This window comes from Ensifer sp. SSB1, assembly GCF_016652895.1.
Lineage (GTDB): Bacteria > Pseudomonadota > Alphaproteobacteria > Rhizobiales > Rhizobiaceae > Ensifer.
The window spans coordinates 2,310-13,317 of record NZ_JAEPRP010000122.1; the positions used below are offsets into that span (position 1 = coordinate 2,310).

Below are 11,008 nucleotides of genomic sequence, written 5' to 3' on the forward strand. Positions count from 1 at the left end.
AGGCGGCCATGAATGGCCTGCGTCGACGCGCACGCTCTCTCTGGCAATCTTTGCCCGAAGAGGAAAAACGCCGGTTCAACCGGCATCTACGGTCGATCTATGACAGCCACCGCAACCGTTTGCCGGCGCCTTTACACCTGCGTTTGCAGCAGGAGCTTGCCGGCGGGTTGACTAGCCTTCGCAAGGGCTGGGCAGGCAAGCGCCGACCGGACGGGTTGATGGTGCGCTGGGCGGGCGAAAACGAGGAGACGTTGCTTGTCGCCGATCAGGTGATCGATTGTCGCTGCTCTGCGCCGGACCTTAGGGCGCCGCTGATGCAGAGTCTTTTTTCCGGCGGCCTGGCGGAGCCGGACGAACTCACCCTTGGGGTTGCCGTCAGCCCGGCCGGCGAAGTGCTGGCGGGCGGCCAGCCTACGCGCAATCTCTATGCGATTGGACCGCTTGGTGTCGGCAGCCTACCGGACATCGACCTGGTGCCCGAAATCGTGACCCAGACTTATGCGGCCGCGCGGTTGATCGCCACGCGCCACCGCGTGACACTTAAGACCGCCTGACGGCCGCAAATCCTAAGGCGTCAGCGCCGTGTCGCCCACGGTACCAGCCATCGCTCGAGCAGGCGTGCGGTCATCTCGAAGACAAAGGCGACTGCTGCAATGACGACAATGCCGGCGATCACCACATCGGTCACCAGAAACTGAGCAGCAGACTGGATCATGAAGCCGAGGCCGCGCGTTGCCGCCACCAGTTCGGCCGCCACCAGCGTCGACCAGCCTGCACCCAGCGCAATCCGGGTCCCGGTGAGGACCGAAGGCAGGGCGCTCGGCAGAATGACGTGGCGCAGGACCTGCAGCCGCGAAGCACCGAAAGCGCGGGCCGCGTTGATATGATCGCTCGAGGTGGATTTGACGCCGGTCGCCGTGGACAGGATGATCGGCGGCAACATTGCCAGCGCGATCACCGCGATCTTGGAGGCTTCACCGATCCCCAGCCAGATGATCACGAGCGGCAGGTAGGCGAGCGGCGGCAGGGGCCGCAGGAACTCCACGATCGGATCGAGAATGCCTTTGCCGACGCGGCTCGTGCCTATGGCAATGCCTGCCGGCACCCCGAGGAGGATTGCGACGGCGAGCGCACCGAAAATCCGCAACAGGCTGGCGCCCAGATGCTGGGCGAGTGTCGCATCGACGAAACCGGTGACCGTGAGGCTTCGCAGGGCCTGATAGACGGCGAGCGGAGAGGGTAGAAACAGTGCCGAAACGACGCCATAGCTGGAGACAAGGCTCCACAGGACGAGCAAGGCAGCGATCGTCGCCAGAGATATCCAGGCGAGCGATATCAGTGACCTCACCGTACCCAGTTCCGATTGCTCGATGGTGTCGCGCGGCTGATGCGACTCCAACTGTGCGCTTTCGATGGAGAGGCTCATGCGGCGATCCCTTCGTCTTCGGCATGGATGATGGCGGTCAGTTCATCATGAAGCCGCCGGAACGATGACGAATTGCGGAGCTCGGCGAGCGGTACCCCGGCCAGCAGATCGCGGCCGAATGTGGTTTCGATCTCGCTCGCGATGCGCCCAGGATCGGGCGCGAGAACGATAATGCGGGTCGCAAGCAGCAGCGCTTCCTCGATACTATGGGTGATCAGGAGCGCGCCGACGCTGCTCTTTTGCCAGACGTCGAGAAGAAAGCTCTGCATCCGGCTGCGCGTGAGCGCGTCGAGTGCGCCAAGCGGCTCGTCCATCAGCAGAAACTTCGGGTCCGAGGCGAGCGCTCTGGCAATACCGACCCGCTGGCGCATGCCACCGGAGAGCTCCCAGACGTTTCGGTTTGCCGCGTCCGGCAGGCCGACACGGTCGAGGAGGACCCGCGCGCGCTCCAATCGCTCCGATTTGGCAACGCCCCGGAGCTGAAGCGGAAAGGCGACATTGTCGACAGTGGTCAGCCAAGGATAGAGCGCGTCGTCCTGGAAAACCACGGCGCGATCTGCACCAGGCCCCGTCACCGATCGGCCATCGACGCAGACGCGCCCGCTGCTCGCCGCCAAGAATCCGGCTGCCAGGTTGAGGAGGCTGGTCTTGCCCGAGCCCGAGCGACCGATGACGACGACGAATTCGTCGCGCGCGACCTTGAGGTTGATCGAAGCCAGAACCGGCGCGGCCCTGTTATCGGACGCTGCGTAGCGCAGCGTGACATTATCGAGGGAAAGAACGGACATCCTGCTGTTCCCGGCTGGGTGGCACGGCGGCAGCTCGCCCGGCCATGTGCGCCGAGCGAGCATGCCGATCGAGGTTTCTCAGAACGAGAGCTTGGCCGCTTCCTGGGCCCAGCGGGGGGTAACGTAGGGCGTGTAGTCCGAAAGGACCGCCGGAATCTTGCCCTGCTCGAGAAGGAACGCCGAGGTCTCGGCGACGGCCTTCACCGTTGCTCCGCCGAGAAGATCGGAGCCTGCCTGCTCTTCAAGCGAAGGGAAATAGTACCCCTTGAGCAGATTCGGAACCTCCTCGGGCTTCGCACCGGTGAGGCGGGCGATCTTTTCCACTGCGGGCGAGCCGGCACTCCAGCTCTCCGGCTTTGCACGGTAATCCGCATAGGCATCGCCCGTCACCTTCACGAAACCGGTGACGATATCCGGGTGCTCCTCGGCAAACTTCTTGCTGACGATCCAGGCATCGAAGGTCGGTCCGCCCCACTTCGCCACGTCGCTGGAGGTTGCAAGCACGGTCGCGGTCTTCTTGAGTTCGGAGAGGACCGGATCCCAGACATAGGCGCCGTCGATATCGCCACGCTGCCAGGCCGCTGCGATTTCCGGCGGCCTAAGGTTGAGGATCTCGACCGATTTCGCATCGATGTTCCAGTGCTTCAGCGCGGTTAGCAGGCTGTAATGCGCGGTCGATACGAAGGGCGTTGCGATCTTCTTGCCAACAAGCTGCTCCGGCTTGTCGATCCCCTTGACGGCCAGCGCCTCGGCATCGCTGATCAACCCGACGACAAAAATGGTTTCGAACGGGAGCTGCCGACTGGCGGCGGCCGCGAGCGGAGACGAACCGACATAGCCGATGTCGATCGAACCGGATGCGAGCGCGGCGATCACGTCGGCCCCGCCGTCGAACTTCTGCCAGGTGATCTTGGCTCCGGTGACCTTTTCGTAGGTGCCATCCGCCTGCGGCACGCGAGACGGCTCGACGATCGGTTGATAGCCGATCGTCAGTGTCGTTTCGGCAGCGAAAGCGGGGAAGGAGGCCTGGCTGGCCAGAAGCAAGGCCGCGCTTGCGGCAAGAAGGGTGCGTCTGCGGATCGTCATCGTGTGTTCCTCAACGGTTGGGTCCTGGCCCCGCTTGTGGAGCCTCAACACTATATTGATTAAAAAGATGTATTTTATATAGATAATTCATTCCGCAATTCTCTGGCCCGCGGCAGCTCCATTCCAAAGTTGCGGCGTTTCGGCGGAGCTTCGTGCGTCCGCCAAAACAATGCCGCTAAAGATCGAGCCCGCCGTAGCGACCGTTGTGGTAGACGATCGGCTCGCCGGAGCCCGTGGTAATGGCCACGACCCGGCCGAGGATGATGGCGTGGCTGTGACGCTCGATGATTTCCTCGACCTCGCAGTCGATCGCAGCCAAGGCGCCGCTCAACGCGGATGCACCGCTTGCCAGTCGCGCCCAGTCGGCTCCCTCGTATCGGGCGACGCCCTTGGCGCCATGCAGACCGGAGAAGCGCTCCGCCACGCTGCGCTGCTCGCGCGAGAGGACGTTGACGCAGAAGTGCCGGTAGCGCTGGATGATCGGCCAGGTCGAGGACGTCCGGTTGATGTTGACGACCATGGTCGGCGGATCCACCGACAGGGCCGTTGCCGACGTGACGGTCGCACCAGTGCGGTCATCGCCGATGCCAGCGGTAATCACGGAAACGCCCCCTGAGAAATTGCGCATCGCGGCCTTCAGGGCCGGCGCCGTGATCGGTTCGTAGCCGTTGCTGGTTGGAATACTTGCGTCGAATGCTGGAGATGCGGCGAGCGCGAAAGTCATAGCCAGTCCCTCGAAAATTTCGCCTAATTCCCGGTCGCAAAATGGCGATGCGGGAAAAATTTTTCCTCGCATCAAAGATGATCGTTTGATTTTTTATTGTCAATAAATTTTATAGAGTTTATGTTTTTCGTATTCGGCGTGGCAACCAAGACTGCCGAAAGAGCGTTTCACGAGGAGGCATTCGCCAATGGAAACTGCGCCTGGAAATATTCCGGAAAAGATCAATGTGCTCTGGTTCCTGCCGACCCACGGCGACAGCCGCTATCTCGGCACCACGCGCGGCGGCCGCAATGTCGATATCAACTATCTGAAACAGGTGGCGCAGGCGGCCGATTCGCTCGGCTATTATGGCGTTCTCATTCCGACGGGCCGCAGTTGCGAGGACAGCTGGGTTGTCGCCTCGGCGCTGGCACCGCTGACGGAGAAGCTGCGGTTCCTGATTGCGGTGCGGCCAGGGCTCCTGTCGCCGACGCTGGCCGCGCGCATGACCGCAACGCTCGACCGGCTTTCGGGCGGACGGCTCTTGATCAATGTCGTCACCGGCGGCGACCCGATCGAAAACAAGGGCGACGGCATCCACCTCTCGCATACCGAGCGTTACGAGGTAACCGAAGAATTCCTGAACATCTACAAGGCGGTGCTTCGCGGCGAAGAGGTCGACTTCAAGGGGAACCACTTCGATATCGAAGGCGGAAAGCTGCTGTTTCAACCTGTCCAGACGCCGCATCCGCCGCTCTATTTCGGTGGTTCCTCCGGCAAGGGACAGGAGGTCGCGGCGCGCACGATCGACAAATATCTGACCTGGGGCGAGCCCGTCGAAGACGTGGCCAGGAAGGTCGCCGAGGTCCGTGCACTCGCCGATGCCGAGGGCAGGGACGTGACCTTCGGCATCCGCCTTCACGTGATCGTGCGCGAAACGGCCAAGGAGGCATGGCAGGCGGCGGACGAACTGATACAATATGTCGATGACGACACGATTGCCGCCGCACAGAAGGTGTTCGAGCGTATGGATTCGGTTGGTCAGAGCCGTATGAGCCGCCTGCATGGCGGCCGACGTGACAGGCTGGAAGTCGCTCCGAACCTCTGGGCCGGGGTCGGCCTAGTGCGCGGCGGTGCGGGCACCGCCCTTGTCGGTGACCCCGACCAGGTAAAGGCGCGCATGGAAGAGTACCGTCAGGCGGGCATCGATAGTTTCATCCTGTCCGGCTATCCGCATCTGGAGGAGGCCTACCGTTTCGGCGAGCTGGTGCTGCCGAACCTGCCGCTTGCCCATGCGGTTCCGGCCCGTGAGGCGTCCATCAACACCGGGCCTTTCGGTGAAACGATCGCGGGCGACCATCGTCCGAAACTGAAGGTTTCCCAATCGTGACAGGACCGACGCGCCGACCCGTGATCGCAATCGTCGGCGGCGGCTTTACCGGGGCGGCGGTCGCGGCGAACCTTGCGCGCAACGCAGCAAGCGGCGGCGCGACCATCATTGTCTTCGAGCCGCGGACCCGGCTCGGCGGGGGCCTTGCCTACGACACGGACAATCCTGCCCACCGCATCAACGTGCCGGCGGCCCGCATGAGCCTGATCCCGGATGATCCAGATGATTTCCTCAACTGGATGGCGTCAAAAGGTGAACCGCTCGGCGATCCGGAGGTTTTGGCAGTCGACGGCAATCTTTATCCGCGCCGGGCGGTTTTCGGGCGCTACGTCTGCGAGTTCGTCGCCCCGTTCCTGAAAAACGGAAAGGTCGAGCACCGGCGTGAGCGCGTCGAGCAAATCGAACGCCGCGAGAACCGTTGGCGGCTGAGGAGTTCCGCAGGCACGGAGCTGGTTGCCGATATCGTCGTTGTCGCGACCACTCATCCGGCACCTTGCGCGCCGCGGCGCGTGGATCAGGCGCTTTGCGGCCATCCGCGCTACGTGCCCGACTCCACCGTCGTCGACGCCTTGGCCTGTATCCGCACCGACGATCACGTCCTGGTCATCGGCAACGGCCTGACGGCGGCCGACGTGATCGCATCCTTGGGGCTTGCCGATCACTGCGGCCCGATCGTCGCTCTTTCACGCCGCGGTCTGCGGTCGCGCGGCCATGCAGCGCTGCCCCAGGAGCCGTTCGGTGATTTCGCCAGTGACCCAGCGCGAACCGCGCTCGAATTGCTGAAGCGGGTCCGGCAAGCTGTGCGGGACGCTGCCGACATCGGCACGAGCTGGCATGGGGTTTTCGATGGGCTTCGCAGTCAGGGCGGCCAGATCTGGCGGACCCTGCCAGTGACGGAACGCCGCCGCCTCGTGCGTCATCTGCGGCCTTTCTGGGATGTTCACCGCTTTCGCGTGGCGCCGCAGGTCGACGAAGCGATCCTGGCGGGACAAGAGCAGGGGCGGGTCCGAATTCTCGGAGCTGCGATCGAGGACGTCGAGAGGCGCGGCCATATCATCGCCGTCGATATCCGTCACCGGCACACCGGCCGCCGCGAGCGCCTGCTGTTTGATGCATGTGTGGTGACGACCGGCCCGGCTCACACGGGCATCCTTTCGAGCCAGGGCTGGCTTGCCGACCTAGCCTCACAGGGATGGCTGCGTCTGGATGATGTGGGATTGGGTCTCGCCTGCGACGAGGATAGCCGAGCGATCGGGGTGAACGGCACAGCGGAGCGATCACTGATCGTTGCGGGACCGTTGGCACGCGGCACCTTCGGCGAACTCATGGGCCTGCCCCAGGTCAACGATCATGCAATATTCGTCGCCGAGCAGATTGCAGACATGCTGGCCAAGCCGGAGCGAAGCGGCCGGCGTCCCGCTCCTTTGGCAGAAATCCAGCAACTGCCGATGACGACCGTCGGCGGCGCCGCTAACCGTTGACCTGCGGGGTCTCTCCGTCGAGACGGCGTGTCCAGTCCTCGACCTTGCGCGTCTGCAGGCGCTTGGCCGCATAGTCCCGCCAACTGGATGGCAGAATGGCAAGATTGGCGATCTCCGCAAGCGCCTCGCGATTGAGCGTATCGACGTAGAGGAAGTGCCAGAGCCGGTGGATCGTCCATTCCGGATGGCGACGCTCGACGAGGTGCATTCGGTCACCAGCCGAAACCAACCCGTCCTCGATGACGCGATAGTACCAACCGGTGCGGCCCGTATGCTGAAGGCGCCGCGCCATGTCCGGCAAGTCGAATCGGCGGTTCAGTTTCCAGCAGGGCTGCCGGCCCTGGCTCACTTCGAGAAGTGAGCCCCCAAGGCGAAACCGGTCTCCGACAGCAACATCGCTCTCCGTCAGCCCGTGGGTCGAGAGGTTCTCACCGAAGGCGCCCGGCCGTTTTAACAGCGGCAAAGGGCCGATCTCATCTGCCCAGGTGCTATAATGATCCCGGGGGTAGTGATGGACGGCCTTGTCGACGCCACCGTGTCTTTTGAGGTCCCCCTGATGGTCGCCGGTAAAGCCCGTTGACCCCAACTGCACGGAGCCTTCGATCGGCTGTTTGTCGATACCGCTCTGGGTTCCGCGATCGTCGATCGGCGAGAGGTTGCCGAGGAGCAAGGCGTCAAGCACGACCGGCCGCCGGTCAACCATCGATCTGTTCCAGCCATTCGCCGATCATCGCGGTGGCGGCGTGTTTCAAGCTGGGGCCAAGGCGTTCGGCATCGGCTCGCAGATTCGACACGTTCACCCCCGCGGCTGACAGTTCGCAGGCATGGCCGACCAGCCAGCGTTCGAAGGCCGCGCCGGTTTCAGCCTCCGGATGGAACTGCAGGGCGAGGACGTTGCGCCCGCGTCTGAAAGCCTGCTGCTCGATCTGCGGCGTCGATGCCAGCAAGTCTGTACCGGACGGCAGGTCGTAGGTGTCGCCGTGCCAGTGCAAGACGGAAACGTCGGCCAGGTGGCGGAGCGGTGAGGCGAGGCCTGTAGCGGAGAAACGCAGCGGCGAAAGCCGATCTCCTTTATGCCGGATGAATAGACGCGAGCGCCGAGCGCCCGGGCGATCAGCTGCGCGCCCAGGCAAAGACCAAGGGTCGGCCGATCGGCGGCAAGGCGCGTCTGCAGCATCGCGATCTCGTCCGCGACGAAAGGATAGGCAGCGTCTTCGTAGACACCGATCGGACCGCCGAGCACCACGACAAGATCAGGTTCGAGCGGATCGAACGAAAGATAGTCTGCATTGCCGACATCGCGATACTCGATGGTAAACCCCGCCGCACTCAGAGGTTCCGCAAACGTACCAAGATCCTCGAAATGCACGTGCCGTATGGCGACCGCCATCTTCTTAGTCATCATTCGTCGTCCATCTCGGTGTCGGGGATCGTGCAACCTTCGCTCGTGCATCCGGGCGCTTCCGGGCCCGGGGCAGCAATATCCGGGATCGGTGCGGCAAGCAGGGAGGCCAGGCGGGCGCCGATGACCATGTCGTCTTCGATCCCGAAGCGATGATATTCAACGTTGCCGTCACGGCCGATGATGATTGCCGTCGGCGTGCCGCGCATGCCGTAACGTTCCATCGTCTTCGGTATCGGCCCATCGTCCGATGGCTGATCGACGGCGATCGGGAAGGTCAGCCGATATTCGTGAATGAAGGCTTTGAGCGCGTCGGGCGTCATCACCGTGTGATGCTCGAAAACCGAATGCAGGCCGATAACCTGAAGGTCGGTCTCGCGGAAGACGCTCTGGACGCGCTGGGCCTGCGGCAGCCCGTGTGAGACGCAGGCCGGGCAGAGCATCTGAAAGGCATGCAGGAAAACAACCCGTCCGGAAAGCCGTTCGAGGTTGAGCGGCTCAGGCGTGTTGAACCAGGTTGAAACGGCGAGTTGCGGTGCGGTCATCCGATAGTTGCTGTTCATTGTCATCTCCGGGGATGGCCGGACGGGTGATGCCGTCCGGCCGCCTTGTCAGGCCGCTTCGCGAACGAGCTTCACGCTGGGGAAGTCGACCGGCACGGCAAGCGCGACATTGATGTAGTTCGTGAAGAGATTGAGCGCGACATGGGCGATGATCTCGACCACGTCCTGATCGTCGTAACCAGCAACGTGCAGCGCCCGAACGTCCGCGTCAGAGACCTTTCCGCGTGCCTCAACGAGCTTCTGGGCGAAGGCCAAGGCCGCTGCCGTCTTCGGGTCGGACGACTTGCCCCGTTGCGCACTCGCCATTTCCTCTGCGGTCGCGCCGGCTTTACGGCCAAGCACGGTGTGGGCCGCCAGGCAATAGTGGCAATCGTTGCGGTCGGCGACGGCAACAGCGATCTGCTCGCCGAGCTTGGCGCCGAGGCGGCCGTTTCCGAGTGCACCGAACGAACCCCACATGCTGGCGAGTGCTGCCGGCGAGTTGGCGACCGCCCGGAACATGTTGGGCGCAATGCCGAAGGCGGAGCGGATCTCGCCAAGCAACTGGTCGCTGGCGCCGGTTGCCGAATTGGGGTCAACTAGATTAATTCTGCTCATGGTTTTCTCTTTCTATTTGCGTGGAGGGAGAAAATTGCCGGTCCGCCGATGGCAGTCGTCGGACCGGCGCCAACATCATCGGCACCCGCTCGCAGTACTGAGAACGTTGCTTACGGGGTCCGATGTTGAAGCTGAGGGCGAGAGCATGGCTGCTCTCTCGGTCTTTCGCCGGGTTCGGTTGCCGGCGCATGTGTTTCCTTTCAAACTCATTTCAGGCCGCGCCGCGGTTGAAAATCCGCCACGCGGCGTCCCGGTCCGCGGCGTCAGCGCCTTCGAATTCACCGCAGTCGACGCGCAACTCCGCCGGCCCGAAGGCGGCATCGACGAACGCGCAATGATGCGGTGCTTTCGGATCGTCGTAGACATGGGGGCGGAAATAGCGGCAGTTGACGCACATGCGCTGTTCCGGAATGGCGCCAGCCGACTGCAGACGGCGGATGATCTTGACGAGATGCATCAGCAGGTCCTCCTGCTCGAGCTTGGAGAGCGCCGCGATGGCGTCCTCCGTCGCCGATGCCAGTTGACCGGCCTGGCGCACGGCGGCTTCGCCCCGGAGCGTTGCCGCGACTGACAGAGCCCGGGCGTCGCTGGGGTCGGCGTGCTTCTCGACGAGGCCCTTGCGCAGGAGCGCATTGACCGAGTCCGTCGTCGTCGGCTGGCTGACGCCGAGATAGGCGGCAATCTGCTTGACGCGCATACCGTTCCGATCGCGGGCCACGAGAAAGGTGAGGATCTGCAATTGCGTCGGATTGAGGCCGATCGCCTCCGCCGCCGTCCAGGCCTCGCTTCGCATGGCGGTTGCCACACGCGATAGCCCGTCGCTAATCCGGTCCACCAAAGAGGGAATTTTGTCAACTTTGTTGCTCATGACGGCAATTTAGATAGGAATCCTAATCATTGTCAATAAGGGTCGGAAAAGCGCCGCGAATTTGACGCGCATCAAAGTAGAGGGGACATTGCGGGCCTATTTCTCTGTTCGAACAACCCGAGCACGGGCTGGTCGCTCAAATGGAGAAGACGATGTTGAATGCAATCAAGAGCGGATTGGGTATCGCCATCGCGGCAATGCTTGTCGCAGCACCTGCAGCCGCCGCAGACTTCGAAGTGCATATGCTGAACAAGGGCAAGGACGGAGCCATGGTGTTTGAGCCGGCTTCTGTGAAGGTTGCGCCCGGAGATACGGTCACCTTCATCCCGACCGACAAGGGGCACAATGTCGAAACCATCAAGGGTATGATCCCCGATGGTGCCGAGGCCTTCAAAAGCAAGGTCAATGAAAACTACAAAGTGACCTTCACGGCTCCCGGCGTCTACGGCGTCAAGTGCACGCCGCACTACGGAATGGGCATGGTCGGCGTGGTTCAGGTCGGCGATGCCCCTGCCAACCTCGAGGCCGTAAAGGCCGCCAAGAATCCCAAGAAGGCGCAGGAGCGCCTGGACGCCGCGCTGGCTGCACTTGGCAACTAAGTAACAGACTTCGCTTCGGAGCGGGGTGGGGACAGGCCGCTCCTGGCGTCCGCGCACTGGGTGAGGCGCGACGCCATCATGCGGAACCAATGCGAAGGCTTCGCG

The 11,008-nt window shown here is 63.0% G+C and carries 12 protein-coding genes and 2 pseudogenes; 4 read left to right on the forward strand and 10 right to left on the reverse strand.

Features of this window, described 5'->3' with window-relative positions:
- Positions 1 to 554 (forward strand): annotated as a pseudogene (locus tag I8N66_RS25465) (hypothetical protein); the annotation flags it as partial.
- Positions 555 to 574: 20 nt separating this feature from the next.
- On the opposite strand, the gene I8N66_RS25470 reads toward I8N66_RS25465, so the two are convergent.
- The 4 genes from I8N66_RS25470 to I8N66_RS25485 form a co-directional block, all read right to left on the reverse strand.
- Positions 575 to 1,426, reverse strand: a complete 852-nt coding sequence (locus I8N66_RS25470) for an ABC transporter permease subunit (RefSeq protein ID WP_291159660.1) — start codon at positions 1,424 to 1,426, stop codon at positions 575 to 577.
- Positions 1,423 to 2,214: an ABC transporter ATP-binding protein gene (locus I8N66_RS25475; protein WP_291159663.1), complete on the reverse strand. Its 792-nt coding sequence runs from the start codon at positions 2,212 to 2,214 to the stop codon at positions 1,423 to 1,425. The genes I8N66_RS25470 and I8N66_RS25475 overlap by 4 nt, the downstream gene beginning before the upstream one ends.
- Positions 2,215 to 2,292: 78 nt before the next feature.
- Complete coding sequence (gene tauA / locus I8N66_RS25480; protein ID WP_291159667.1) at positions 2,293 to 3,300, reverse strand: taurine ABC transporter substrate-binding protein; 1,008 nt, start codon at positions 3,298 to 3,300, stop codon at positions 2,293 to 2,295.
- A 175-nt stretch (positions 3,301 to 3,475) separates the two neighbouring features.
- The gene (locus tag I8N66_RS25485; protein ID WP_291159705.1) at positions 3,476 to 3,928 is read right to left on the reverse strand and encodes a flavin reductase family protein; all 453 of its coding nucleotides are present in this window, start codon (positions 3,926 to 3,928) and stop codon (positions 3,476 to 3,478) included.
- Between the two features lie 283 nt (positions 3,929 to 4,211).
- On the opposite strand from I8N66_RS25485, the gene ssuD reads away from it, so the two are divergent.
- Both ssuD and I8N66_RS25495 read left to right on the forward strand, forming a co-directional pair.
- Positions 4,212 to 5,393 carry an FMNH2-dependent alkanesulfonate monooxygenase gene (gene ssuD, locus I8N66_RS25490; RefSeq protein ID WP_291159670.1) on the forward strand — a complete coding sequence of 394 codons (1,182 nt, stop codon included), beginning with the start codon at positions 4,212 to 4,214 and terminating at the stop codon, positions 5,391 to 5,393.
- On the forward strand, positions 5,390 to 6,874 hold the full coding sequence (locus tag I8N66_RS25495; protein ID WP_291159673.1) for an FAD/NAD(P)-binding protein: 1,485 nt from the start codon (positions 5,390 to 5,392) through the stop codon (positions 6,872 to 6,874). The genes ssuD and I8N66_RS25495 overlap by 4 nt, the downstream gene beginning before the upstream one ends.
- Here I8N66_RS25495 and I8N66_RS25500 read toward each other — a convergent pair.
- The 6 genes and pseudogenes from I8N66_RS25500 to I8N66_RS25525 all read right to left on the reverse strand — a co-directional run bounded on the left by I8N66_RS25500 (position 6,864) and on the right by I8N66_RS25525 (position 10,229).
- On the reverse strand, positions 6,864 to 7,577 hold the full coding sequence (locus I8N66_RS25500) for an MOSC domain-containing protein (RefSeq protein WP_291159676.1): 714 nt from the start codon (positions 7,575 to 7,577) through the stop codon (positions 6,864 to 6,866). The two genes, I8N66_RS25495 and I8N66_RS25500, sit on opposite strands and share 11 nt — an antisense overlap.
- A complete protein-coding gene (locus I8N66_RS25505; protein ID WP_291159715.1) occupies positions 7,570 to 7,866 on the reverse strand; it encodes a hypothetical protein in 297 nt (98 codons plus the stop codon). The genes I8N66_RS25500 and I8N66_RS25505 overlap by 8 nt, the downstream gene beginning before the upstream one ends.
- Before the next feature lie 101 nt (positions 7,867 to 7,967).
- A pseudogene (locus I8N66_RS25510) lies at positions 7,968 to 8,327 on the reverse strand (hypothetical protein); the annotation flags it as partial.
- Positions 8,276 to 8,821, reverse strand: a complete 546-nt coding sequence (locus I8N66_RS25515; protein ID WP_291159708.1) for a redoxin domain-containing protein — start codon at positions 8,819 to 8,821, stop codon at positions 8,276 to 8,278. The gene I8N66_RS25515 and the pseudogene I8N66_RS25510, both read right to left, overlap by 52 nt.
- A gap of 66 nt (positions 8,822 to 8,887) precedes the next feature.
- Positions 8,888 to 9,436 carry a peroxidase-related enzyme gene (locus I8N66_RS25520; RefSeq protein ID WP_291159679.1) on the reverse strand — a complete coding sequence of 183 codons (549 nt, stop codon included), beginning with the start codon at positions 9,434 to 9,436 and terminating at the stop codon, positions 8,888 to 8,890.
- Positions 9,437 to 9,647: 211 nt separating this feature from the next.
- Positions 9,648 to 10,229, reverse strand: coding sequence for a MarR family winged helix-turn-helix transcriptional regulator (locus tag I8N66_RS25525; RefSeq protein ID WP_291159682.1), 582 nt, complete (start codon positions 10,227 to 10,229; stop codon positions 9,648 to 9,650).
- A gap of 272 nt (positions 10,230 to 10,501) precedes the next feature.
- On the opposite strand from I8N66_RS25525, the gene I8N66_RS25530 reads away from it, so the two are divergent.
- On the forward strand, positions 10,502 to 10,903 hold the full coding sequence (locus I8N66_RS25530; protein WP_113540590.1) for a pseudoazurin: 402 nt from the start codon (positions 10,502 to 10,504) through the stop codon (positions 10,901 to 10,903).
- The last annotated feature ends 105 nt before the right edge of the window (positions 10,904 to 11,008 follow it).

Excerpts from the sequence above, each read along its gene's own strand:
- I8N66_RS25470 (WP_291159660.1), bottom strand. The coding sequence starts at position 1,426 with ATGAGCCTCTCCATCGAAAGCGCACAGTTGGAGTCGCATCAGCCGCGC.
- I8N66_RS25475 (WP_291159663.1), bottom strand. The coding sequence starts at position 2,214 with ATGTCCGTTCTTTCCCTCGATAATGTCACGCTGCGCTACGCAGCGTCC.
- tauA (WP_291159667.1), bottom strand. The coding sequence starts at position 3,300 with ATGACGATCCGCAGACGCACCCTTCTTGCCGCAAGCGCGGCCTTGCTT.
- I8N66_RS25485 (WP_291159705.1), bottom strand. The coding sequence starts at position 3,928 with ATGCGCAATTTCTCAGGGGGCGTTTCCGTGATTACCGCTGGCATCGGC.
- ssuD (WP_291159670.1), top strand. The coding sequence starts at position 4,212 with ATGGAAACTGCGCCTGGAAATATTCCGGAAAAGATCAATGTGCTCTGG.
- I8N66_RS25500 (WP_291159676.1), bottom strand. The coding sequence starts at position 7,577 with ATGGTTGACCGGCGGCCGGTCGTGCTTGACGCCTTGCTCCTCGGCAAC.
- I8N66_RS25515 (WP_291159708.1), bottom strand. The coding sequence starts at position 8,821 with ATGACCGCACCGCAACTCGCCGTTTCAACCTGGTTCAACACGCCTGAG.
- I8N66_RS25520 (WP_291159679.1), bottom strand. The coding sequence starts at position 9,436 with ATGAGCAGAATTAATCTAGTTGACCCCAATTCGGCAACCGGCGCCAGC.
- I8N66_RS25525 (WP_291159682.1), bottom strand. The coding sequence starts at position 10,229 with ATGCGAAGCGAGGCCTGGACGGCGGCGGAGGCGATCGGCCTCAATCCG.
- I8N66_RS25530 (WP_113540590.1), top strand. The coding sequence starts at position 10,502 with ATGCTTGTCGCAGCACCTGCAGCCGCCGCAGACTTCGAAGTGCATATG.